The 25,048-nt window shown below is 38.7% G+C and carries 23 protein-coding genes, 2 tRNA genes and 1 pseudogene; 11 read left to right on the forward strand and 15 right to left on the reverse strand.

What is annotated here, in order from left to right; genetic code table 11:
• Positions 1–85 precede the first annotated feature (85 nt).
• A pseudogene (locus AC4CUZ_RS16270) lies at positions 86–358 on the forward strand (hypothetical protein); the annotation flags it as partial.
• A 71-nt stretch (positions 359–429) separates the two neighbouring features.
• Here the strand turns inward: AC4CUZ_RS16270 and glpD are convergent.
• Complete coding sequence (gene glpD / locus AC4CUZ_RS16275) at positions 430–1,947, reverse strand: glycerol-3-phosphate dehydrogenase (RefSeq protein WP_151836897.1); 1,518 nt, start codon at positions 1,945–1,947, stop codon at positions 430–432.
• 537 nt (positions 1,948–2,484) lie between these two features.
• Between glpD and AC4CUZ_RS16280 the strand changes: the two genes are divergently transcribed.
• Both AC4CUZ_RS16280 and AC4CUZ_RS16285 read left to right on the forward strand, forming a co-directional pair.
• The gene (locus AC4CUZ_RS16280) at positions 2,485–3,804 is read left to right on the forward strand and encodes an MFS transporter (protein ID WP_058952087.1); all 1,320 of its coding nucleotides are present in this window, start codon (positions 2,485–2,487) and stop codon (positions 3,802–3,804) included.
• 171 nt (positions 3,805–3,975) lie between these two features.
• Positions 3,976–4,404: a hypothetical protein gene (locus tag AC4CUZ_RS16285; protein WP_078425449.1), complete on the forward strand. Its 429-nt coding sequence runs from the start codon at positions 3,976–3,978 to the stop codon at positions 4,402–4,404.
• 23 nt (positions 4,405–4,427) lie between these two features.
• On the opposite strand, the gene AC4CUZ_RS16290 is transcribed toward AC4CUZ_RS16285, so the two are convergent.
• A complete protein-coding gene (locus tag AC4CUZ_RS16290) occupies positions 4,428–5,114 on the reverse strand; it encodes a class I SAM-dependent methyltransferase (protein ID WP_201706234.1) in 687 nt (228 codons plus the stop codon).
• A gap of 266 nt (positions 5,115–5,380) precedes the next feature.
• Positions 5,381–6,229, reverse strand: coding sequence for a bifunctional methylenetetrahydrofolate dehydrogenase/methenyltetrahydrofolate cyclohydrolase FolD (gene folD / locus AC4CUZ_RS16295; protein ID WP_201706233.1), 849 nt, complete (start codon positions 6,227–6,229; stop codon positions 5,381–5,383).
• A 152-nt stretch (positions 6,230–6,381) separates the two neighbouring features.
• Between folD and AC4CUZ_RS16300 the strand changes: the two genes are divergently transcribed.
• Both AC4CUZ_RS16300 and AC4CUZ_RS16305 read left to right on the forward strand, forming a co-directional pair.
• A tRNA-Cys gene (locus AC4CUZ_RS16300) sits at positions 6,382–6,455 on the forward strand.
• A gap of 10 nt (positions 6,456–6,465) precedes the next feature.
• Positions 6,466–6,551 (forward strand) — tRNA-Leu (locus AC4CUZ_RS16305).
• Positions 6,552–6,689: 138 nt separating this feature from the next.
• On the opposite strand, the gene AC4CUZ_RS16310 is transcribed toward AC4CUZ_RS16305, so the two are convergent.
• From AC4CUZ_RS16310 to AC4CUZ_RS16335, 6 genes are all read right to left on the reverse strand, one after another.
• Positions 6,690–7,595, reverse strand: a complete 906-nt coding sequence (locus AC4CUZ_RS16310; RefSeq protein WP_201706232.1) for a helix-turn-helix transcriptional regulator — start codon at positions 7,593–7,595, stop codon at positions 6,690–6,692.
• Positions 7,596–7,743: 148 nt separating this feature from the next.
• Positions 7,744–7,944, reverse strand: coding sequence for a hypothetical protein (locus AC4CUZ_RS16315; protein ID WP_004694352.1), 201 nt, complete (start codon positions 7,942–7,944; stop codon positions 7,744–7,746).
• Positions 7,945–8,176: 232 nt separating this feature from the next.
• Positions 8,177–9,169 (reverse strand): NAD(P)H-quinone oxidoreductase, encoded by a 993-nt coding sequence (locus tag AC4CUZ_RS16320; protein WP_201706231.1) that lies wholly within the window; start codon positions 9,167–9,169, stop codon positions 8,177–8,179.
• Between the two features lie 219 nt (positions 9,170–9,388).
• On the reverse strand, positions 9,389–9,649 hold the full coding sequence (locus AC4CUZ_RS16325; protein ID WP_125281208.1) for a DUF2798 domain-containing protein: 261 nt from the start codon (positions 9,647–9,649) through the stop codon (positions 9,389–9,391).
• A gap of 22 nt (positions 9,650–9,671) precedes the next feature.
• On the reverse strand, positions 9,672–9,980 hold the full coding sequence (locus AC4CUZ_RS16330) for a DUF3861 domain-containing protein (protein WP_201706230.1): 309 nt from the start codon (positions 9,978–9,980) through the stop codon (positions 9,672–9,674).
• 9 nt (positions 9,981–9,989) lie between these two features.
• Positions 9,990–10,511 carry a PadR family transcriptional regulator gene (locus tag AC4CUZ_RS16335; RefSeq protein WP_201706229.1) on the reverse strand — a complete coding sequence of 174 codons (522 nt, stop codon included), beginning with the start codon at positions 10,509–10,511 and terminating at the stop codon, positions 9,990–9,992.
• Between the two features lie 244 nt (positions 10,512–10,755).
• On the opposite strand from AC4CUZ_RS16335, the gene AC4CUZ_RS16340 reads away from it, so the two are divergent.
• On the forward strand, positions 10,756–11,910 hold the full coding sequence (locus AC4CUZ_RS16340) for a sterol desaturase family protein (RefSeq protein ID WP_201950786.1): 1,155 nt from the start codon (positions 10,756–10,758) through the stop codon (positions 11,908–11,910).
• Positions 11,911–11,977: 67 nt separating this feature from the next.
• Here AC4CUZ_RS16340 and AC4CUZ_RS16345 read toward each other — a convergent pair whose 3' ends face one another.
• From AC4CUZ_RS16345 to lysS, 5 genes are all read right to left on the reverse strand, one after another.
• Positions 11,978–13,315, reverse strand: coding sequence for a UvrD-helicase domain-containing protein (locus AC4CUZ_RS16345; protein ID WP_195728795.1), 1,338 nt, complete (start codon positions 13,313–13,315; stop codon positions 11,978–11,980).
• Positions 13,303–15,033 carry an ATP-dependent nuclease gene (locus tag AC4CUZ_RS16350; protein ID WP_114837886.1) on the reverse strand — a complete coding sequence of 577 codons (1,731 nt, stop codon included), beginning with the start codon at positions 15,031–15,033 and terminating at the stop codon, positions 13,303–13,305. The genes AC4CUZ_RS16345 and AC4CUZ_RS16350 overlap by 13 nt, the downstream gene beginning before the upstream one ends.
• 103 nt (positions 15,034–15,136) lie before the next feature.
• Positions 15,137–16,753: a sulfate adenylyltransferase subunit CysN gene (gene cysN, locus AC4CUZ_RS16355; protein ID WP_151835827.1), complete on the reverse strand. Its 1,617-nt coding sequence runs from the start codon at positions 16,751–16,753 to the stop codon at positions 15,137–15,139.
• A gap of 166 nt (positions 16,754–16,919) precedes the next feature.
• Positions 16,920–17,834, reverse strand: a complete 915-nt coding sequence (gene cysD, locus AC4CUZ_RS16360) for a sulfate adenylyltransferase subunit CysD (protein WP_004694369.1) — start codon at positions 17,832–17,834, stop codon at positions 16,920–16,922.
• Between the two features lie 481 nt (positions 17,835–18,315).
• On the reverse strand, positions 18,316–19,842 hold the full coding sequence (gene lysS / locus AC4CUZ_RS16365; protein ID WP_062034107.1) for a lysine--tRNA ligase: 1,527 nt from the start codon (positions 19,840–19,842) through the stop codon (positions 18,316–18,318).
• 278 nt (positions 19,843–20,120) lie between these two features.
• Between lysS and AC4CUZ_RS16370 the strand changes: the two genes are divergently transcribed.
• The gene (locus AC4CUZ_RS16370; protein ID WP_010326266.1) at positions 20,121–20,627 is read left to right on the forward strand and encodes a YqiA/YcfP family alpha/beta fold hydrolase; all 507 of its coding nucleotides are present in this window, start codon (positions 20,121–20,123) and stop codon (positions 20,625–20,627) included.
• A gap of 36 nt (positions 20,628–20,663) precedes the next feature.
• Here the strand turns inward: AC4CUZ_RS16370 and AC4CUZ_RS16375 are convergent, their stop codons facing one another.
• The gene (locus tag AC4CUZ_RS16375) at positions 20,664–21,206 is read right to left on the reverse strand and encodes an adenine phosphoribosyltransferase (protein WP_151835828.1); all 543 of its coding nucleotides are present in this window, start codon (positions 21,204–21,206) and stop codon (positions 20,664–20,666) included.
• Positions 21,207–21,720: 514 nt separating this feature from the next.
• Between AC4CUZ_RS16375 and rubA the strand changes: the two genes are divergently transcribed.
• The 4 genes from rubA to oxyR all read left to right on the forward strand — a co-directional run bounded on the left by rubA (position 21,721) and on the right by oxyR (position 25,044).
• The gene (rubA, locus tag AC4CUZ_RS16380) at positions 21,721–21,885 is read left to right on the forward strand and encodes a rubredoxin RubA (protein ID WP_004694381.1); all 165 of its coding nucleotides are present in this window, start codon (positions 21,721–21,723) and stop codon (positions 21,883–21,885) included.
• Positions 21,886–21,953: 68 nt separating this feature from the next.
• On the forward strand, positions 21,954–23,132 hold the full coding sequence (locus AC4CUZ_RS16385) for an NAD(P)/FAD-dependent oxidoreductase (RefSeq protein ID WP_151835829.1): 1,179 nt from the start codon (positions 21,954–21,956) through the stop codon (positions 23,130–23,132).
• 57 nt (positions 23,133–23,189) lie between these two features.
• Complete coding sequence (locus tag AC4CUZ_RS16390; RefSeq protein WP_004694383.1) at positions 23,190–24,128, forward strand: alpha/beta fold hydrolase; 939 nt, start codon at positions 23,190–23,192, stop codon at positions 24,126–24,128.
• Between the two features lie 13 nt (positions 24,129–24,141).
• The gene (gene oxyR, locus AC4CUZ_RS16395; RefSeq protein WP_004981021.1) at positions 24,142–25,044 is read left to right on the forward strand and encodes a LysR family transcriptional regulator OxyR; all 903 of its coding nucleotides are present in this window, start codon (positions 24,142–24,144) and stop codon (positions 25,042–25,044) included.
• Positions 25,045–25,048 lie beyond the last annotated feature (4 nt).

The following is a 25,048-nucleotide window of genomic DNA, read 5'->3' on the forward strand; positions in this document are numbered from 1 at the left end:
ATCTCTTTATAATTTTAAAACTTTATAACTCAACAAAAATTTATCACGCTAGACATGGCTTACACAGAAGTAACCACAACTTCATATTTGCGCAATCAAAGGCATACCGGATTCAACTCAATTTGAAATCAAAAAGCGCATCAAAGTCGCTAAAGGCACTTATGGCAGCGTGGTTGAACTCTATCCGCGTTTTGCTGAACGTGCACATCAAGTCGGTGGTAACGTCGTCATTAACTATAATGCCAGCCAACGATTTGGCTTTTGGCCTTGGCGTATTGTCCGCCCAGTCGTTTGGGGAACGGCTGTAAAATGGAAGACACCTGTAGACTGTAAACAGCTCGGCGGTATCGAAATTTAAATCTAAAAAAGCCGCGATAGCGGCTTTTTTAATAGAACAAAATCAAGTGTAACCATGACATGCAATCAACATTATGCAGCATCGCCTTGCATACGACGTAGGTGTAAATCCTGCAAGTAGATGTCTAAAGCTTGAGTTTCTAGTGCATCAAATTTTAAATACAGTTTAGTCCGTCGTTTTAAAATATCTTCACTGCTGATGGCCCACTCACGTTTCACCACATAATCCACTTCTTGCTGATACAAGCCATGGCCAAAAGACTGACCTAAAGTTTGTACATCTTTGTTCTCACCAAGCATATGCCACACTCGACTACCATAACTGTTTGCCCAACGATGTGCTGTTTGAGACTCTAGCCCTTTGATTTCATGCATCAACTCTGCACATAAAACCTCGACTGAACTAAAACCATCTGCACCAGGGAGTTTTGCCTCAGCCGTCCATTCTACTTTCATGTGTGGAAAATAACGTTTTAGCTGTAGCAAAGCCGCTTCCGCCAACTTTCGATAAGTCGTTAACTTTCCACCATAAACAGATAACAATGGCGCTTCATCCGCAACAGATTTAGACATTGCCAGTACATAATCACGTGTCACTTTAGAGGCTTGTGTACTTGCATCATCATACAGTGCCCTTACACCTGCAAAGCTTGAGATTACATCTTCTGGCTGTAATTGAAGCTTGAAATGATCATTAATCACATCAATCAAATAAGCCGTTTCCTGCTCGGTAATGTGGACATAATTTGCATCACCCTCAAACTCTACGTCCGTGGTACCAATCAGGCTGTAATCATCTAAATAAGGAATTACAAACACAATGCGTTGATCATCATTTTGTAGAATAAACGCATGCGGTTCCGGGTATAAACGCTTCACAATAATATGACTGCCCTGAACCAATCGAATACCCGCCTTTGGTGTTTGGAACAGTTGTTGTTGAATAAAATCTGTGACCCATGCACCCGTTGCATTAACCAAAGTTCGAGCTTTAATTTGGTAGTGTTGTTTTTGATGCTCTAAGGTTAGACACCACACACCCTCCTGCTGAACTGCAGAAATGCATCGGGTTTGTGTTCGAATTTGAGCCCCTAACTCATGCGCTTGGATTGCATTAACTACCACCAAACGCGCATCATCCACAGTACAATCTGAATATTCGAAACCACGTTTAATGGTGTCTTTTAAGGGACTGTCGACATTAAAATGAACAAGCTCTGAACCCTCTAATGTTTCTCGTTTTGCCAAATAATCATAGATAAATAAGCCTGAACGAATTAGCCATGCAGGGCGCAAATAAGGCAAATGCGGCATAATAAAACGCATAGGATGGATCAAGTGTGGGGCTTTTTTTAAAAGTACTTCACGCTCTAATAGCGCTTCACGCACCAAACGAAATTCTTTCTGTTCGAGATAACGCAATCCACCATGAATGAGCTTGCTACTGGCTGACGAGGTATGACTAGCTAAATCATCTTTTTCGCAGACGAAAACACTTAAACCACGGCCTACAGCATCATTTGCAATACCCACCCCATTGATGCCTGCGCCTACAACGGCAATATCATAAATGGCATCTGTGTCTTGCATATTCACCTCTCTCATTGAGTTATTGTGTTATTTTTGTTCTTCACGCTAAACTTAACATCAAAATCCAACCTTGTCATATTCCAAAGCCAGTCAAATCAGAGAAAATTCGTTATTCTAAATAAATTAATAACTGCATCTATTTTTACAATTTAATTTTTAATTTTGACTATTCAGTGAAAAGTCGACTAATTTCCAAGCTAAAAACACTTTCTTTTCTAAAAATCAACATTCACCATAAAATAAAAAAGCACTATAACCCTTTGTATTTTAATTGACTATTCATATATTAAAAAACCACAAGAGTTTGTTTTAGATAAGTAAAACGATAATTTCCCATTAAAATAAAGATATTCATTAGAAAAACTTAACAGCATATAAATCATACCAACATTTAGACTAAAGTCGAATGAAGTCCAAGGATAAGGGGCGTATAACGAAACAGAATTTTTTGTTTAATCTTAAAATATATTGTTTTAACTTTTTCTACTTAAAAAAGTTAAAAGATGTATTTTCCGAACTTATCCTTGGGAAATTTTTGTGACTGATCTATCTCCCCAAACTGCTCCAGTAAGCATCGATAAAAAAACCCGTTTAAAATCGATTCTCGGTGGTTCAGCTGGCAACTTAGTTGAATGGTATGACTGGTATGTCTATGCCGCATTTACCTTATATTTCGCGCCACAGTTTTTCCCTGAAGGGGATGACACGGTAAAACTCTTACAAGCTGCAGCCGTCTTTGCACTGGGCTTCCTGATGCGTCCTATTGGCGCGTGGATCATGGGAATTTATGCAGACCGTAAAGGACGTAAATCAGGTCTTACCCTGTCTGTATCTTTAATGTGTGTAGGATCTTTGATTATTGCCTGTGCACCCACCTATGCCAGTGTGGGTATGCTCGCACCTGCCTTATTGCTCTTTGCCCGTTTATTGCAAGGTTTAAGTGTTGGTGGAGAGTACGGTTCAAGCGCAACCTATTTAACGGAAATGGCTGGGAAAAACCATCGTGGTTTCTTCTCTAGTTTTCAGTATGTGACTCTCATTTCAGGTCAGCTCTTGGCGCTGTGTGTGTTGATCATTTTACAACGCACCATGAGCGAAGCACAGTTATCTGAATGGGGATGGCGTATTCCCTTCTTCATTGGTGCTGTACTTGCCATTGTGGTGTTCTGGATTCGTCGTGGTTTGGTTGAAACCCAATCCTCAAAAGATGCACAGGAACAAGCTAAAAATGGTGGCCCAAAATCTAGCGCACTTGCTTTATTTACCAAATATCCAAAGCAAGCGTTCACCGTAATTATGCTGACTGCAGGTGGAACACTGGCATTCAATACCTTTACCACGTATTTACAAAAATACTTAGTCAACACCTCAGGTTTTGAGAAAACCACAGCAACAGAGATCACCACAGCTGCAATCTTTGTCTTCATGCTATTGCAACCTGTGGTGGGTGCACTGTCTGATAAAATTGGTCGTAAACCAATTATGATCACTTTTGGTGTATTGGGTGTACTGTTCACGATTCCAATTTTCAACGGTCTTGGTTCAACCAACAGTCCAACAACCGCATTCATGCTATGTATGAGCGGTATGGTAATTGTAACGGGTTATACCGCAATTAATGCCGTAGTCAAAGCAGAGCTCTTTCCAGCACATATTCGTGCACTAGGGGTTGCCCTACCTTATGCGATTGCAAATACCATCTTTGGTGGCACAGCAGAGCTTGTAGCGTTGAGTTTTAAAAATGCAGGACATGAAAACTACTTCTTTTACTACATCACCTTCATGATTGGTTTATCTCTACTGACTTATATCTTTATGAAAGACACCAAAAAGCACAGTATGATTACCGATCATTGATGCTTAAAGTAAGTGTGTAAGTTAATAAGCTAGACATAAAAAATGCCTTCTCGAATGAAGGCATTTTTTATGTCTGATCAATTTTTTGCCGAAACTTGATCGATTGAATTATCGTGAATTACACCCGCGTATGGCATACTAAGAACAAGAATAATGTTAGGAACTTTTTATATGAAAAATACGTATAAACTTTTAGGCTTAAGCTGTATCGTTTTAGCAGTATCTGCATGTCAAAGCACGCCTCGCCAATACAATGGCAATGTTGGCTATCAAATTGAACATCAATCCGAATCGAGTGCTACCCTTGCTTATACGCTTGCTGCTCGTAAAAATCAGCAACTCGATGAAAACAAATTACAACGTGCTTGCCAAAAAGTTTTAGGTTCACAAAAGAATTATAAATTGGCGATTTTAAGTATTAATGAAATTCCTAACACCGCAGCGGATGTTCCCGAATATGGCCGCCAAATTGGTCAAACCCGTGCCACTTTCGGTTTAAGCAATACACCCGACTTACACCAAGGTGAGAACATTGCAACACGTGAGTCACTTGAAGCACGCCCAAGCACACTACATGTTGTACGCTATACCTGCTCTTAAGACCTTCTAATATAAAAAAGGGCTTAGTGCCCTTTTTGAGCATCTAACGTTCGATAAAAACTCACATTACGAAACTCTGGTGACTCATTTAGATCTGGCCAAGTTGTTGCACTACGCTCATCAAGCTTCATGTATTGCGGATGACTAAAATTTTTAACACGACTATCTGCCACCCAAACTTCAGGTGCAAACTTTAAAAACTCATCTAAAAAGAAACGATTGCATTGATCATATAAAACATCGGCAGCCAATAGAACATCAACTGGTTCCGATTGATACAAGTCATCCAAATACTCTAGCTCTACGTTATTGAGTTCCGCATTAGCACGGCAAGCATATAAACTCACTGCATCAATATCGCAACAAATCACACGTTTTGCACCCGCTATTTTGGCTGCAATCGCCACCACACCTGAACCTGCGCCAAAATCCAACACCACCTTATCTTTGACATGATGAGGCTCTGCCAGTAACCACTGCGCCATGGCTAGGCCTGAAGCCCAACAAAAGATCCAATATGGCGTTTCATTCCAAATGCGACGAATGATTTCATCATCCAGTTTATCGGTTGGAAATACGGGAGGAATGAGCCACAGGGAAATAGATGTTTCAGGAAGCTGTTGCGCAAGCAATTCACAGTGTGGAATCACTTCATGCAAGGCTTGAAGTAAATGATCTGGGGCTTTGGGGAATTGGAAAGTACAGCTCATAAGTTGTTGAGTATTTTTATGCTTTTACTGCAGGATCTTGCAGCTAAGATTTGGATTGAGGAATTAGCCTTCGGCTAGACCTACTTTTGTTTTGGCAAAAGTAGGCAAAACCATGGTCATTCGCTGAACTCGTTAAACACCACCATCTATTTAAAATAGTCGCAGAAACATTCAATAAACAATAAAGTCTTAACTCAAACAACAGCGAATGACGTTTTCGTGTATCTAATACTGGCTTCAAGGCAGCATTAGACCACTTAAAATAATTAAGCTAAAGCTTTCTCAGCCGCTTCAACCGTTTGACGAATTAGTGTCGTAATCGTCATTGGGCCAACACCACCTGGAACAGGTGTGTACGCAGAAGCCACTTCTTCAATACCGACCAATTGAATGTCGCCTACCCCACCACCATCACGTGGATGGAAACCAGCATCAACAACTACTGCACCTTGTTTGATCCAATCTTTTTGAATCAATTCTGCCTTACCAACCGCGCCCACGATAATATCAGCTTGTTTCACAAAGTCAGCTAAGTTTTGAGTACGTGAGTGACAGATCGTTACGGTCGCATTGGCTTGAAGTAGCATCGCAGCCATTGGCTTACCTAAAATTGCAGAACGTCCTACAACGACAGCATGCTTTCCAGTAATTTCGATATTGTTTTCTTGCAAAATAGTCATAATACCTGCGGGTGTCGCAGAACCATATGCTGCCTCACCCATAGCCATACGACCAAAACCAAAACAAGTTACGCCATCCACATCTTTGGCAAGAGAGATTGCATCAAAACATGCACGCTCATCAATTTGTTCAGGCACTGGATGCTGAAGCAAAATACCGTGAACATCAGGATTGGCATTCAGTTTTTCAATTTCAGCCAACAATTGTTCAGTGGTGGTCTCTTTTGGCAGTTCAACTTTAAGTGAGTCCATACCAACACGACGGCAGGCATTTCCTTTCATACGAACATAAGTTGCAGATGCACCATCGTCACCCACCAAAATTGTCGCAAGAATTGGGGTACGACCTGATTTTGCTTTGAGCGCTTCAACGCGAGTTAACAAGTCAGCTTCAATTTGTTTTGCCAATGCACGACCATCTAAAACTAATGCCACGGCACATCTCCAAGTGTTGATATGAATCAATTTTGCACATAATACATGATAATTTTAAATATTTTTCGCTATATGCTGTTTTTATGCGCATACGAATGAAAGCACTATTGTTTTTTTTTCAGAGCTTGCTAATATACGCATCAACAAGACGCGGCGGGGTGGCAGAGTGGTCATGCAGCGGACTGCAACTCCGTGGACGCCGGTTCGATTCCGACCTCCGCCTCCATCTTGTTAAAGCCCGAGTGGTGAAATCGGTAGACACAGGGGATTTAAAATCCCCCGCCCACAAAGCGTGCCAGTTCGAGTCTGGCCTCGGGCACCATTCTTATACTTCTAAGTATGGTGCATATAAAGAACCCAGCGTTAAGCTGGTTTTTTTATGCCTATAGAAAAAGCATAATACAATGCACAAAAAAAGAGAGCACATTGACTCTCTTAAAAATAATATCTCATTTGTTTATCACGATAAGGGTGGTAATAAGTAATGTTGCAGATCTTGTTCTAATTTTTCTTGAAAATGAGCTGGCTCAATAATTTTAATGTATGGAATCCAATAACGTACCAAAGGTAAAAGTTGCATTTCATGACAAATTTGACAATCAATTAATAAACCACCTGATGCATCTTCTAGTACAATTTGTTGCTCTGGCAATAACAGACGTTGCTTAAAATATAAAGCAACTTCAGGTCGCACCGATCTTTTCACCGTTTGCTTATGCTTTGCAAACCAAATCCCCTCACTGAGCTCTAATTGGGTCAAAACTTCTAAATGGTGCTCGAAAAGCTCCGACTCATGTACAACCACTTGATCTATTTTACTTAAACGATAAGCACGTAATTCATCAGTTACAGCTGCGGCCAAATACCAACTTCCCTGATGATGAATTAAACGATACGGGTCAACATGGCGTAAACGATCATTATAAATAAAACTGATTTTTTGACGCTTATGAATCGCGCCCGCAAAAACCTGAAAATGTTCAGCAAATTGCTGTGCATTTTCATAATAATAACCTTTGGCAGAGAACACTTGATTCGCACGCTCATCAAGCAGGCCACGTAGAAAAGACATATCTAGAGATGGATAGAGCTCACCAATCCCAGAAAGCTGCGCAAAGTTCTGAATGTCTTGTAGCTTAAAGCGCCCAAGATAAACAGGATCTAAGAAGTACTTCTTGGTATATTCATCTTGAAGTAAAGGCAAATACGTATTGAGACGATCAAAATCTCGCTCTATCGTTCGCGTACTCACCTGAAATTCATGTGCTAGTTCTGCAACCCCTAATTGATATCCAGTATTTAATTTAGTCAAAATATTCGCTAAACGCTCCGCAAGGCGTTCATGTGTTGAAGCTTTACGCTTCATATTGCCCTCGCTGCACAATCAATGTTGTGTCTTTATTTATAGTTAAATGCCTAAGCATTATATTCAATATAAGTCACTGAATAATATTAAGTAAAAGACAAACGGTCAGCTTTCAAGCTATGTCATGTTTTTATCAAAAAAAAATCGATCAATGTTTTTTAGATTTCTTCTTCTTTACTACAGTTTGCTGATGCGCTAAACGCTCTATATAACGCTCAAAATGAATTAAAGCTTTATATAGCTTATGTAACTCATCAGGTAAAACACTATTATAGATAACCGCCTTATGCAAGCGCTTGAGCGCACGGAAACCATGCGCATGTGTATATGATGTCGATAAAATTTTCATGACAACCCTCTTTTCTGTTTTATTTTTCATTTAAAACCACGTAAATTTGTCAGGTTTAAATTTAGTTGCAAATTTACACCACAGTTTTGACAGGTTGTGTCGAACAATTATCATTTTTTAATCTTTGTTAAATTATTTTCTATTTTCAGTACATTATTTTTATTTTTTGGCAAAATTTTAGGCAAAAAAAAGCTGACACTAGGTCAGCTCTACTTTTTATACTATAGAAATATTACAGAATTTTTACCACAACTTTACCCACGTGCTCACCCGTATCCATGCACGCATGTGCTGCTTGAATCTGATCGAACTCAAAAGTTTGATAAATCATTGGCAAGCACTCACCTTTGGCCCATAGCGGTGCTACATGATCTTGTAAACCTTGTGCAATCTCCGCTTTCTCAGCGGTATTTCGTGCACGCATGGTCGAGCCTGTAATGGTTAAGCGCTTCATCATAATTTGCCCCAACTTAACCTCTTTGGCTTTTGCCCCCCCTAAAAAGGCAATATAAACCAAACGTCCATCGCGGCGGAGCAAGTTCAAATTTTTTTCTAAATACGGTGCACCCACCATATCTAAAATCACATCCACACCAGCATTATCCGTTTTCTCATTGATCAGGTGTTCAAAGTCTTGGGTTTTATAATTGATGGCATCTGTCAAATTTGCAATGGCTTGTACTTTTTCATCGCTGCCAACGGTTGCAAAGGTTTTAATGCCCAATGCTTTACATAACATGAGTGCCGTGGTGCCAATACCACTGGTTCCACCATGTACTAACACCACTTCCCCTGCTTTAGCTTTACCCATTTGGAACACATTCGCCCAGACCGTGAAAAAAGTTTCAGGAATAGCCGCCGCTTCCACAAAACTTACATTTTCTGGAATATGTAAAGTTTGACTTTGTGGAACTACACAATACTCGGCATAACCACCACCATTGGTCAAACTACAAACTTTATCACCCAATTTAAACTGTGTAACTTCAGCTCCAATTGCAACGACCTCACCTGCAACCTCAAGTCCTGGCACTTGCGTTACCCCAGGCGGCATTGGATATAAACCCTGACGCTGTAAAATATCTGGACGGTTAATACCAAACGCATGAACCTTAACCAAGACCTCGTCTGCTTTTGCTTCAGGGATCGTCACTGTTTCATATGCCAGCTTATCCACACCACCCGGCTCTGTAATAATGACCTGTTGCATCGTTTCTTGTGACATGATTTATTCCTAACTCTTACGATATTTTTCAAGTTTCATAGACCTATTTGATCATAGAAATAAATTGAAATGAAGAACACCGTACTTATGTATAGTGTGAAGCCTATTTTGCTACGTGATAGCGCTGATCATTGATAAAAAAAGCAAGCTGCGACTGCTCTCGACATCCCTCTCAAGCATTACTTAGAACGATTCGGGCCAAATGAAAAACACAGGTATTCAGTTGCGTGGCTGATCAGGCAAAGATACAAACTGCATTAGAAATTTACGAACCAAAGGCAAAAACACCATAATCAGAGGAAATGCAATCAACCAAGATAAGCTCCAGCTTTTGAGCCAAAGATTGAAGAAATTATGCACTAAGCCTTTATTTAGCAGCAAGTTAAAACCAGAAATAGAACCACTCATCAGACCTGAAAGCAATAAAGGCATTAACCAATTTAAGTGTTTGATATGAATTTTGGGGAGCGTGTTGAACATAATCGACCTGAGTAAATAAAAATTAGCTTTGGCTTGGCGTTTTAACGGTTTGTTTTAAAGTTTTCATAAACTGCCCAAAATGTGGCATAAAATCTTTAAAGAGTGGAAAGTTTTTATGCTCTAGCATCACCTCACTAAAGAGCTTTAGACCAACAGCAAATGATTTCGCTGCTTCAGCATCCAGCATTTGACTGTTTTGAATCACCTGTAACACTTTAAAAATATCGTCGTGGTTGTAGGTGTTAAAACTCAAAGTATCGGTATAGGTCGATGGGTTGCCTTGAGCATCTGCAATGTGTTTGAGGGTGACTTCATAAGTATGTTGTTTCATTCTGTTTTCCTAGAGACGTGCAATATTCACTGCTGCTTGATCGATTTGTTCTGCAATAACACGAATTTGTTCAGCACTTAGCTCACTGTGTTGGATCTTGAGCTTTAGGGAAGCTTTGAGATTTTCCATCGCACGTTTAATATCAAGATATTGTTCATTATTTTGAATTTGTTTACGCGTGTCGAAACGAGATAAAATCTTTTCCACATTTGCTTGCTCAACCTCAAGATGCTTCAAACCCAAGGTTGTTATACGGTATTGCTTACGTTCAGCGCCATCTAATGCGACCTGAACAAACTGTTGCTCTTCCAAATAATTCAAGGTTGGATAGATCGTTCCTGCACTTGGGCAATAGCCCCCTCCCACAATTTCACCCACCTCTTTAATGAGGTCATAGCCATATTTAGGTGCAAATGAAATGAGATGTAAGGCTAAAAGTTTCATCTGACCCACTTCAAATAGGCGCTGTTTACGTAACACTGGCGCTATTTCCAAATCAGTAAAGGGTTCAACTTTTTGTGCTTTAGACATAAACAAGATACATCTTTAAATTACTAAGATATATCTTAAGTTGTTTTTTAAGAATTGCAACCTCAAGCCCTGAAATAGAACATCAAAATTTAAAATCAAATAGGTAACCGTGAAGGATTACTTGATATTTTTAGATAAGATTGCTGAACAGTTGCAATACCGCTAAAATTTAACCTCTGTTTTCACGTTCACCCCCCCTCAAGTGAACTCTGACAAAACTCCTAAAATTCAGAATTAAATTAAAATGACAGATCAACTTAGAAAAAAATTTGAAAACCTACAACTCAATGCTGGGCAAGGCAAGATCAGTGCATTTCTTTCTATTTCCTTAGGCTTTTTGGGTATTCTTGCTGCTTTATGTTTTTTATTCCCCACTGTGCTCACCACACCAGAACTACGCCCGCTATATAGCAAACACTATGATGTTTTCTACTACACCTTACTGTTCGGTATCATCATCAGTGCTGGTTTTGGTACCTATAGTGCGATCATTAAACAGAATAAATATGGTTTTTATGGTTTATGTATCACCATTTTAGCGGCTGTTTTAGGTTGTGGATTAATCAAAGCACCGACATTACCCACTTTGCCATTTTATGCAGGTTTTGATTATTTCGTTATTACTTTAATCATCCTTGCTTTAGTCTTTATTCCGCTTGAAGGATTCTTTGCGAAGAACACTGAACAGAAAATTCTGCGCGTTGGCTGGGTCACAGACATGAAATATTTCATGTTTAGCCATATTGGCATTCAGCTTTTTTCGTTTTTAACGGTCATGCCTATTCAGTATTGGATCACACATATTCCCAATAATCCGATTGTGCCTTATATGCAGGCACAACCGATTTGGTTGCAGTTTATTGAGTTATTGATTGTGGTGGACTTCACCACCTATTGGTTACACCGTGCGATGCATGAAGTGAATTTTTTATGGCGCTTTCATGCCATTCACCATTCAACGGAACAAATGGACTGGCTAGCCTCTTCACGCTTACACATCGTTGAAGTGTTAATGACCCGTTTTATCGCAACCTTACCAATTTTCTTGTTAGGTTTTCATACGTCTGCTGTCTTTGCTTATTTGGTCTTTATTTCTTTCCATGCCATTTTTATTCACTCCAACGTGCGTTTCCGCTTTCCCTATCTGCGCTGGTTGATTGCAACACCTGAATTTCATCACTGGCATCATTCTTCCGAAAAGCCTGCGATTGATAAAAATTATGCAGCCTTTATTCCACTTTATGACGTGATTTTTAAATCGATTTATATGCCTAATCATTTGGCCAGTGTATACGGCACCGTCGGCTATAAAATTCCAAACAGTTTTGTGAAGCAGTTTACTTGGCCATTTAAGCGCTATGTGAATAAACTGAAAAAACGATTTAATAAAGAAAGTTAACTTGTTGTGATTCGATTAGTTAAAATATGAATTAAAAATTAGTTTTTATTAATTTCTTCTTCAAGAATCATAAAATTACTAAAACACGATTTCTAGCTCGAGTCATACTCACATAAAAGTTATTTTTCTGAAGTACTCCATTATGATAAAGATCATCCTTTCTTATAATAATATTATCAAACTCTAACCCTTTCGATGAATGAATAGTCATTGTCACATGCCTTCTTGTATCCCGAAAGAAATTTTTTGTTTCTTCTAATTTACTTAAAGCACAATAGCTTTCATATACTTGACTACTTAGTTCAACAAAATTTATCATATCTAAAAAAATATACAATAAATCAAAAGACTCTGTTTTAATAAACGTGTTTAAATCATCCTTAAGTTTATCTATCTCTTTTTGTTTATATCTATCAATATCTACCTGTAAGTCTTCCATTACGTTATAAAAAAAATATTTTTTTTTAAATTTTAATTTCAAAAGACATATTGCAATTTCCTGTACTCCGGAATTAACATCTCTAGAAAATGATAATTCCTTTAATATGGAAAACTTCCCATCATAATCATGCAAATCATAATTAGTTTTTTTTAAAAATGCGATCGACTCATACTGAAGCTTTTCAACAATTTCATCCAACTTACTGAGATTAGTTACTATATAACCTTTCCCATTCTCACAATAGTTTTTATCTGGGAAACTATATGATATAGCAATTTCATTTATAATATTATGGCATCTAAAGTTCTCAGATAAAATAAAACTATCAAACCTAGAATCATCTTTATATTTTTTAAAGGTTTCAGAACAAGCTCCCCTAAAGCCATATAAAGTCTGATTAGGATCGCCAACCATCAAGATTTTAATCTTGCAATTTATTAAAAATTCAACAATAGAATATTGCTGGATATTATTATCTTGCGCCTCATCAATAAAAACAGCATGAAATTTCGATTTCAAAAATTTTTTTAAATTTATCTTATTAAGTAGAAAAAGAGCATGCTGTAGTACAAAATCATTTTTACCACTAGACCCCATGATAATTTTATTATTTTTAAAAGCATCTAACCACTCAATATATGTATTAGCTCTTTTTTGGAAAGACTCCCTAACTTCATTACAAAAATATGGGTCGAAAGGGAAAACATTTTCAAAAATAAACCCATGAAATGTTGTAATGATAATTGATGGATGATTTACTTTAGAAATCAAATCATCTTTAGATTTATTTGTAAACGTAAGTACTGCCAATTTCTTCCATGGACGACTTAGCAATATTTCCCTTTTTGCTTTTTCAACTAATGTAGAAGATTTTCCAGATCCGGCACAAGCTGAAACAATTATATTTTCCGAAGTACAATCTAATATTCTCTGTTGTTCCAATGTAAAATCTAAACTAGGCATGCTTTTACTTCTTTTAAAAAATCAAATCTTGAATTTTTGAATATTATTTCAAATAGTTCTTCATTTTCTTCTAAAAATAAAAACATATTGTGCCATTTTTTATATTGAAGTTCTGACTTCAATTCCTCTAAATCAACAACTTCACCATTAAGCGAACAATTACTTATTCCCTCATCCAATAAAGCATTTACAATATCATTTTCTAAATCAATTTCAGCCAAAAATATATCATGTTCCAGTTTAAGATTCTCAATTAATGGTTGAAAGTGTTTGTGTAGATCTTTCTTCTTCTTATTCAAAATTATTTCACCTTCATCTTTCCTACCTTTTAGCTCTTCAGGAATGATCTCAGTAAGGTTCTTATTAACTATTTTTAAGCAGCGTTTTAATCCATAAATATCATTCTTATATATATCATTATCCGTTCGAACGATAATCTTGATTCCAAGTTTTTTAAGTAAATCTCTATATGGTTTAAAATTTGTACCAAGCACTGGTAAAACATACAGTTTTTGAAACTGGTTTTTACTGAGTACACAACTTAAAATAGAATCACACAAAAGTTTTTCCGAATAACCTTCAACCAATAAAACACAATCCGCAAAGTATCCTTTACTGAGCCCCTCAGCATACATTTTTTTTAGATTATGATATTCACTACTTATCTGTGCCGAACTACTGATAGTTTTTCTTAAGGGCATATTTTTCTGGCGATACAACCTAACTAAATTACAATCTATACCAATATGATACAGTAGCTCAGATGAGTGGCTTGAACAAAAAATATACTTAATATTTAAATCATCAAATAATGTTCTAGATAAGTCTATTTGCGCACTTAAAAATAAATGATTTTCTGGTTCTTCTAGAATTAAGATGGGAATTTTTTTAATAGCTTCTTTCTCTAAAAAATAATGTAACATTGCGTACATTATTTTCTTCTGTCGACCATCTCCAGATGCTGGATAAAGATGATCATGGTCACTTTCAATTGTATAAATTTTAAGTTGCTTGTATAAGTCATCAACTACAGATTGAGATGTAATTGTTACTTTGTATGCATCATCAAATACTTTTAAATTAGTGTTTATCACTTCTTCAATTTTACAAACCGTTGTCAACTCTTGAATCTTTTCATTTATCTTTTGAAAATTTTCATTTATCTCATTTTTGAGAATGAAGTCATGTTCAACTTCTTCTATATCTTTTAAAATTTCCTTTCTAATATCATTGAAAACCCTTACTGTTTCCACGTGAGAAGGTATGTAAACCACGCTAAATACATCATCTAAAACCAAATAGTTAATGCCTTTAGCTTTTATTTCTCTTAAATTATCTAAATCATCTCCCCAATAAAATTGCTTTAAAGCTCCCTCATCTTCTTTATTATCTATTTTTAGCTTTATATAAAAATTTTGTGATTCTTCTTGTGTTCTTGCCTCTTGTACTTTAGCTATAAGCTTTTCAACATCATCTCCATCAAAATGTGATATATCTAAACCTACAATTATTTCAATAGCCGAACCCATATTTTTATTATGAAAATCACTACTATGTATTTCATCTAATCTTATCTTCCTATCAAATATCATTCTTAATGAATGCAATAGATTACTTTTACCAACATCATTCATCCCTAAAATTATATTTTTATCTTTGAGCTCAATATAAATATTTTCAAAATTTCTAAAATTTTTCAATGTCAAACTTTTAAACATTTAACTAAACTCGTTTATTTTTCATGCATTATTACCACTATTTTTTAATTTTTCAATAAAAAAACCCACCTTACGGTGGGTTCCTTCAAATCAGCTCAATCTCTTATAGACGAACCAATTCAACAATTTTATCAGCTAGCTCTTCAACCGCATCTTGAGTGAATGCGACATCTGTACCATCGACAAGGTCAGTCACCACAACCACACCTGTTTCACGTACTAGTGCAACCTGATCAGCAGTTAGACCTGCTTTCGCAATCGCAACCACACCTTGTTGAATTAACAAGTTTTCAAGTACTTGTGCATTTTCAAGTGCTTTCACAGATACAGTTACCGCAGCAGGTTTTTGACCTAAACGTGCAGCACGATCTTCCGCTGTGACAGGGTTGCTGTATGCAGACCATTCCACAGACTCTTCCACCATACCCGCACCAATCGTCACGTTGTTTAAACGGTCGATGAAGATAAACGAACCTGTATAACGACTGTCTTGGTAGCGATCAAATACGACAGGCGCATCAAACTCAACAGTGACATTGGCAATGGCATTCAGCTCAAGGCTATCCACTTGTACTTTTTCCAATGTATTTACATTGGTACGGTAGTTAATTGCGGTCACTTTTGCAGGAACAGTTTGCGTGCCTACTTTTAAGTTATAAAGCTTACCAATCACCAGTGGTTGATCTGCCATCCAGACCACAGTAGCATTCACTGAACGTGAAATTTCTGGCGCAGTTTGATCTGCACGTACAAGCACGTTACCACGCGAAATATCAATTTCGTCATTCAGCGTCAAGGTTACCGCTTGACCTGCAACGGCACGCTCTAAATTACCATCATAAGTGACAATTTCTTTGATCGTTGATGACTTACCCGATGGTAAAGCCACGATTTTGTCACCTACAGATACATCACCCAACGCAACCGTACCACAGAAACCACGGAAGTCGAGGTTTGGACGGTTTACATATTGCACAGGGAAACGGAAATCGTTAGTCACCGAACTGCGGTTAATTTCCACAGACTCAAGCGTACCCATCAAAGTTTCGCCTGTGTACCATGGCGTATTTGGTGATTTATTGACAACGTTATCACCATTCAATGCTGAAATAGGCGTAAAGATAATGTTGTTTGGCTTACGGTCACCGAGTTGTGCAACAAAACCTGCATACTCTGTCTGAATTTCATTGAAGCGCGCTTCAGAAAATTCAACTAAGTCCATTTTGTTAATCGCAACAATAATGTTCTTAATGCCCAGTAAGCTTGCAATATAAGTATGGCGACGCGTCTGAGTTTGTACACCATAACGCGCATCAATCAAGATAATCGCAAGATCACAGGTTGACGCACCCGTTGCCATGTTACGCGTGTATTGCTCATGTCCTGGCGTGTCGGCAATGATGAACTTACGTTTTTCAGTTGAGAAATAACGATAAGCAACATCAATGGTAATACCCTGCTCACGCTCAGCTTGTAGACCATCTACAAGGAGTGCTAAGTCAGGTGCATCGCCTGTCGTACCGACTTTTTTAGAGTCACGAGTCACCGCTTGCAATTGATCTTCATAAATCAATTTTGAATCGTAAAGCAAACGACCAATTAAAGTTGACTTACCATCATCGACGTTACCGCAAGTCAGAAAACGCAATAAGTCTTTATTTTCATGTTGTTTTAGATAGCCCAAGATATCTTGGCTAATCAGTTCTGATTGATGAGACATTGCTCAAAACTCCACATATTCTTTAGAAATCGGTTTTTAATCTCTTTAATCCCTCTAAATCTCCCTTTGTTAAGGGAGACTTTCCCCTTTACAAAACAAGGGCTTTTCTCCTCTCTTAGAAAAAGATGAGCAGCACTGCTGCGCAAGGGGAGAGATTTATAAACAGTTAGAAATAACCTTCTTGCTTTTTCTTCTCCATCGAGCCCGCCTCATCATGGTCAATCATACGACCTTGACGTTCAGAGCTGGTTGCAAGCAACATTTCTTGGATAATTTCAGGTAAGGTATTTGCCGTTGACTCAACTGCACCCGTAAGTGGGTAACAACCAAGAGTACGGAAACGTACCGATTTCATTTGTGGAACTTCGCCTTCTTTTAAAGGCATACGTTCATCATCAACCATAATCAGGGTGCCACTACGCTCAACCACAGGACGTTCTGCAGCTAAATAAAGTGGAACCAATGGAATGCTTTCCAAGTAGATGTATTGCCAAATATCAAGCTCAGTCCAGTTTGATAGTGGGAATACACGAATACTTTCACCTTTGTTCACTTTACCGTTGTAAAGATTCCAAAGTTCAGGACGTTGGTTTTTCGGGTCCCAACGGTGTTTCGAGTCACGGAATGAATAGACACGTTCTTTAGCACGTGATTTTTCTTCATCACGACGCGCACCACCAAATGCCGCATCAAAACCGTATTTATCAAGTGCTTGTTTTAAGCCTTGAGTTTTCATGATGTCGGTATATTTTGAGCTACCATGGTCAAATGGGTTAATGCCCGCATCTTTCCCTTCTTTGTTTTGATGTACGATCAAATCAAAGCCATGGGTTTTTGCCATGTTGTCGCGGAAAGCAATCATGTCTTTAAATTTCCAGCCTGTATCTACATGTAGAAGCGGAAATGGAAGCTTGGCAGGATAGAACGCTTTAAGCGCCAGATGCAGCATGACTGCTGAATCCTTACCAATAGAATAAAGCATCACTGGGTTTTCAAACTCAGCAGCTACTTCGCGGATAATATGAATACTCTCAGCTTCAAGCTGTTTAAGATGAGTAAGTCTTTCCTCATTTAATGACATTGACAGCACCAACTCACAAAAATCGTGTACTTATTACACTTTTAAAAATATATATTCATTATAAAGATTTAGTTATACACACTATTGCTTGTTTTATTATATTTATATGCAAAAACCTCATATAAAACAAAATTGATAAGCCCTATAAGTTTTATTTAACAATAATATATCACTAAATAAACTCAAATATTACATCAACTTCATTCAAAGCACTAAGCCTGTTCACGCTTCGATTCTTCATCTATGTTTCTGCTAGGTAATACATCTACAAATACCTAGTGTAGGTTTCATTTACGTTCTATGTATATGACTTACCAAACTCGCAACCTAGAATACTAAAAAGCACACTCAATACAGACCAGCTTGTTGATTTTATATATCAACATGATAACCCCAAGTTTGGATTCCAATTATTTCAAGATTAATCCGTAAAACATAAAAAGCCCGCAATAAATGCGGGCTTTTTATGTTCATATCAAACTTAGTTTTTATGACGCATGTGTGGGAACAGAATCACATCACGAATACTTGCTGCATTAGCGAATAACATGACTAAACGGTCAATACCAATACCCTCACCCGCTGTCGGCGGTAAGCCGTACTCAAGTGCTTCAACAAAGTCTGCATCGTAGTGCATTGCTTCATCATCACCTGCGTCTTTTTCTGAAACCTGTGCTTGAAAACGCTCAGCTTGGTCAATCGGGTCATTCAACTCGGAGAAACCATTCGCAAGTTCACGACCACCAATAAAGAACTCAAAACGGTCCGTAATGTGTGGGTTATGATCATTACGACGTGCCAATGGCGAAGTTTCAGCAGGATATTCTGTAATGAAAGTCGGTTGACGTAGCTGAGTTTCAACAGTTTCTTCAAATACGATGGTTTGAAGTTTGCCCAAACCAAAACCTGGTTTCACCTGTTCTTTAAGTTCTTCTTGCACAAATTTTGCCAAGAATTCACGATCATTGACATTTTCAGGCGTGAACTGTGGGTTGTGTGCTAGAATGGCATCAAACATTGAAATTTTCTTGAATGGGCCTTTGAAGCTATATACTTCTTCACCATAAGGCACATCAGTTGAACCCAAAATGTCCAACGCTAAACGCTCAAGCATATTTTCGGTAAGTTCCATCAAGTCTTTATAGTCTGCATAAGCTTGATAGAATTCAATCATAGTGAATTCTGGGTTATGACGCGTCGAAACACCTTCGTTACGGAAGTTACGGTTGATTTCAAACACACGCTCAAAACCACCGACCACCAAACGTTTTAAGTAGAGCTCAGGCGCAATACGTAAGAAAAGTGGCATATCCAAAGCATTATGATGCGTTTCAAATGGACGCGCTGATGCTCCACCTGGAATCACATGCATCATCGGTGTTTCTACTTCCATAAAGCGCTGTTCAGTTAAGAACGCACGAATGCCTGAAACCACTTTGGCACGAATTTCAAAAGTCTTACGTGTTTCCTCGTTCACAATCAGGTCAAGATAACGCTTACGATATTTAACTTCAGTATCGTTTAGACCATGGAATTTATCTGGAAGTGGACGAAGCGACTTGGTTAAAAGCTCAAAGTGTTCAATATGTACATAAAGGTCACCCTTACCTGAACGACCAATATAACCTTTCACCGCGATAATATCGCCAAGATCTAAGCTCTTAATGGTTTCTAGGGTTTCTGGTGCTAACTCTTTACGCGCTACATATAACTGGATACGACCCGTCATATCTTGGATCACGATGAATGAACCGCGGTTCAACATCACACGGCCCGCTACAGACACATAAACATGCTCTGCTGCTTCAATTTCTTCTTTGCTTTTGTCTGCAAATTGATCTTGTAAGTCTTGCGCATAATGTTCACGTTTAAACGTGTTTGGCCATGGGCTAGTGCCCGTTTGTTTGGCTTGATCTTCAATCTGCTTTAACTTGGCATGACGCTGTGCAATTAAATCGTTTTCGGAAATGGCTTGTTCAGAAGTCGATTGAGCGTTTTGTTGCGTCATCTCTGCCTCGTGTATATGTATTAAAAAACGGAAGTTGCATAGCATAGCAGAATTCCAGACGAATGAGCATCATCAAAAACCATGCGGTATATAAAAAAGTATATATCCCGTTTATTTCAGAGCTAAGAACCCACCGTATAAAAGGTCTGTCTATTTCTTAGACCAAAAGCTAACTTCATTTCACGGTTAATCCCTCTACAATGGACATTATAAATCGTGGAAAAGTAAACTTTTCTCCACTCATAAAATAATTTAGTTTTTTAATTGAATGATAAATCATGAGCAGATGCGAATCTAAAATTTTGTTTTTGCATGGATTAGACTCCTCACGCGAGTCCACTAAGTTCCATGCCATTGATGCAAAGCAGAAATTTTGTATCGATATCGATTATCGCTATCTCAATTTTTCTACCGTAGCCAGTTTCTACGACGATATTATTGAAAAAATAAAACCTGAAATTATTGTTGGGCATTGTATTGGTGCATATTGGGCATTGAAAATGTCGCTGCTACATCAAATTCCATGTGTGATTGCCAACCCACGCTTAGCCCCTGACTTTCGCGATGATTATCCGAGTATTAATGATACTGACTTAGACCACAATGTACCGCAAGTGGCCTACTTGGAGCTGGGAGATGAATTAATTGATATGTATGCAGCACAGGAAATTTTAGAAAATTATATGTTGATTCAAGCGGTTGAAGGTGGACATCACCGACTACTTAAACCTGAAAATATTAATCAGCTAATTGAACATTTAGAACAACAATATTTATATAAATAAAAAAAGCCTTGGATGTCCCAAGGCTTTTTAATGTGCTTATGCAGCAACAGAGTCTGGTTTCGATTTATCATCTAACACTGACCAAATCTTTAAACCTAAGTCAGCATGCAAATCAGGCAAATCAAGAAAAATACTGGCACCGAGCACTTCATGATTACATTTTGCCACCAACTGTTTAACGGCTTTTAATGTACCGCCTGTCGCTAAAACGTCATCCACAATAATCACTTTTTGCGATGGGGTATTGGCTGCCATTTCTAAACGGTCTAAACCATATTCCAAACTATAACCCACGCCCACCACTGGTGGTGGCAGCTTGCCCGCTTTACGCACCAACAATAAACCTTTACCTAAACGCTGTGCCAATAAGCTCGCAAGGACAAAGCCACGCGCTTCTACAGCAACAAAACTGTCTACTTCCGCCAACTGTTCAGCAGGAATACTTGCAATTAACGCGTCGGTTAAAGGCTCAATATTGCTCATAAACAATGGTGTTAAATCGAAGAAGCAAATCCCAGGTTTTGGAAAATCTTGGACCGTACGAATGTGCGACCACAACGTTGTAGACAAGTTGTTCATAGGAGATCAATAAAATTTGAAAAGGAATAGATGAATTTTACAGCTTTATCTGTTAAAAAAACAGTCAAGTACTGGCTATGCAGCCGACCGAACAACCAAAATATTTATGTAAATTATTGTTTTTAATTAAATCATTTATTTAATAAATATTAGGTATAGATGTACTCAATATTAAAATAGCAATTTAACTTTGAGTTTACAGCACGACCTTAGTCTATACATCAATAATTTTATAAGGCTAGCTGACTGAAAAAACGCATCTTTTTTAGATGTAATCATCTACAACCTTCACCCATTCGCAAAACGTGATCTGGTTTTAAATGATACGTTTTGTCCTGATTATCGCTTTTAGCCGATAGATTCAATCATTAAACTCCGATATTTACTTTACATTCGTATTAGAACTGCGTAAAAATTTAGGTTAGCGAAGCATGCTAACCACTCAGATGAATAGCAGCTTGCGTAATGGATTATTTTGCTGAACCCTTTCTTGTTCAGCGTTTTGGAGAGTCAAATGAAGAAGTATCAATGCATCGTGTGTGGATGGATTTATGACGAAGCAGAAGGTTGGCCACAAGATGGCATCGTGGCGGGAACAAAATGGGACGATATCCCTGACGATTGGACTTGCCCAGATTGTGGCGTGTCAAAAATCGATTTTGAAATGGTTGAAATCTAATTCATAGTGTTAAAGACCATGCAGCATGGTCTTTTTTTACGTCTTTAAAATAATCTCTGGAGAACCTTATGCATCCCATCGTCATCATTGGCTCAGGTATGGCAGGCTATGCTGTAGCACGTGAATTTCGCAAGCTGAACCCTGAACAAGAGCTGCTTATGCTATGTGCAGATGATGCGACTAATTATGCCAAACCAACGTTGTCCAATGCCTTTGTTGCCAACAAAGCGCCTGAACAGATTGCTTTGGGTGATGCAGAGAAAATGGCAACACAACTGAAAATGCAAATTGCCACGCATACTTGGGTGAAAGAGATTCATGCTGAACAACAGCAGTTAACTCTTGTTAAAGATGGCGCTGAATCTACACAGCCCTACTCTCAATTGGTTTTAGCGGTAGGTGCAAACCCAATTCGCTTAGCCATTGCTGGTGATGGAAGCAATGATATTCAAGTTGTCAACAATCTAGACGACTATAAAGCCTTCCGTGCAGAACTTGAAAAACGTGCAGACAAGCGTGTAGTCATTTTAGGTGCAGGTCTCATCGGCTGCGAATTTGCCAATGATTTACAACATACAGGCCATCAAGCTACCGTCATCGACTTGGCAAACCAGCCTTTGGGCCGTTTATTGCCAGCGCATGTCTCAAGTGCCTTTAAAGAAAACCTTGAAGCAACGGGTATTCATTTTGCCCTTGGCACTACAGTTGAAAAAGTGTCTAAAATTGAAAATGGTGACTATGTTGTGACCTTGGCCAATGGTCAGTCTTTGGTTGCAGATGTAGTCTTATCTGCGATTGGCTTACAACCGAGCATCTCCCTGGCAAAAGAAGCAGATATTCAAACCAGTCGTGGCATTTTGACCAATGCACAACTTGAGACCAATCAGCCGCATATCTACGCTGTCGGAGATTGTGCTGAAGTGAACGGACTCTTGCTACCTTATGTCATGCCAATCATGCAACAAGCACGCGCTTTAGCCAAAACCTTAAATGGTGAGACCACTGCGGTGCATTACCCTGCTATGCCTGTAGCCGTTAAAACACCCGCTGCGCCGCTCACTGTTTTGCCTGCGCCAATCGATGCAGAGGTGAACTGGGAAACTGAGGAATTAGACGATGGCATGATTGCCAAAGCCCTAGACAGTCAAGGTACACTTCGCGGCTTCGTACTGCTCGGTGCAACCGCAGCGAAACAACGCTTAGCATTAACAAAACTGGTTCCAGACTTGATTCCAGCACAGATTTAGAGTTTAAATAAAAGGACATTTATAACAATAGATGTCCTTTATGTGAGGATTACAATAATGAATAGCGCACTCCAATATAATCTTTCACCCTATACCTCTTTCATGCGCGAAACCAAAGTCGACTTAGGCAATGGTATTGAACTCCATGTCGAAATCGGTGGCGAAGACCATCATCCGACCATTGTTTTGATCATGGGCTTAGGAGCACAGCTCTTATTTTGGCCTGATTTCTTCTGTAAATCTCTGATTGATCAAGGTTTTCGTATCATTCGCTTTGATAACCGAGATATTGGTTTATCTTCAAAAATTAAACATCAAGGTCCACGCTTAAACACCCTCAAACTGATGGGTCGTTTTGCTTTAGGTTTAGATAACCGTGGTGCACCTTATGACTTATATGACATGGCTGACGATGTGGCACTGCTTTTAGACCGTTTAGGTTTAGATGAAAGTTATGTGATTGGTGCATCCATGGGGGGTATGATTGGGCAAATTCTAGCAGCACGTCATCCACAGAAGGTCAAAAAGCTCGGCCTAATGTTCACCAGTAACAACCAACCTTTACTGCCGCCGCCTTTTCCAAAGCAACTCTTTAGTCTAATTGGGCGACCTGAATCGACCGATGAAGAAGGAATTGTAAGCCACTCTTTGAAAGTGTTTAAGATCATTGGCTCGCCTGATTATCACAATCCAATCGAGTCAATTCAGACTTCTCGCAAATTATATCGCCGAAGTTATTACCCTGCGGGTGTACTTCAACAGTTTTTAGCAATATTATGTACAGGTTCTTTATTGCAACTGGACAAACAGATTCAACAACCGACCCTTGTGGTACACGGTTCGCGAGACCGTTTACTCCCGCCTAGTCACGGAAAGGCCGTTGCAAAGGCAATTATGGGCGCTAAATTTGAATTAATTGATGGAATGGGGCATGATATCCCACCGCACTTCATTCCAAATCTTAGCGAATTATTTGCACAACACTTTAAATCATAATCATTAGGACACTATGGCTGCATTACCATCCTTAAGACAGCTGTCATATCTCGTTACACTGTCAGAAACGCTGCATTTTACTGAAGCTGCACGCCGTTCATTTGTAACCCAATCGACTTTGTCGGGCGGGATTATGGAGCTTGAACGCCTACTCGGTGGCGTACTTGTAGAGCGTGATCGCCAAAATGTGCGCTTAACTCCTCTAGGCGAGCAAGTCGTTGCTCGTGCTCGTGTTCTACTGGCAGATGCTCAAGACCTGATGCGTTTAAGCCGAGAAATGAGCGAGCCTTTAACTGGTGATTTACATCTAGGTGTTATTCCAACCATTGCGCCATTTATTTTGGCGCAATTGTTAGATGAAGTGCATAAGCAACTCCCTAAAATTCAACTACATTTACACGAAGCGCAAAGTGAGAAAATTGTAGAAAAACTCGAACATGGTAATTTAGACATGGTCGTTTTGGCTCTACCTTTTGATACACGTGGCTTAAAAGTTGCTGAGGTCGCAAAAGAAAGTTTATTTTTGGTCTGCAATAAATCAGATATCGCAAGCCAAGCCAAATCGCTGGATGACTTAGACCTTTCGCGTTTAATGTTGCTTGAAGAAGGCCACTGCTTACGTGACCACACTCTAAGTGCCTGCCCTATTGGTGAACGTAAGAATGACCATCGTTTAAAAGCGAGTTCTTTACCGACCCTTGTAGAAATGGTATCGGCTGATCTTGGTTTTACCTTATTACCTGAAATCGCAATTCATACCAATATGATTAAAGCGAATCCAGATTTGATGGTCAAACAAATTGAAGCTGCTCCAAGCCGTATCTTGGCTTTGGTGACACGTAAAAGCACCCCGCTACAAAGCGAATTTGATGTGCTATTACAAATCCTGCAAAAAATTACTCAAGATCTGCACTAAGTTT

The organism is Acinetobacter sp. 789_lipA (assembly GCF_058242845.1).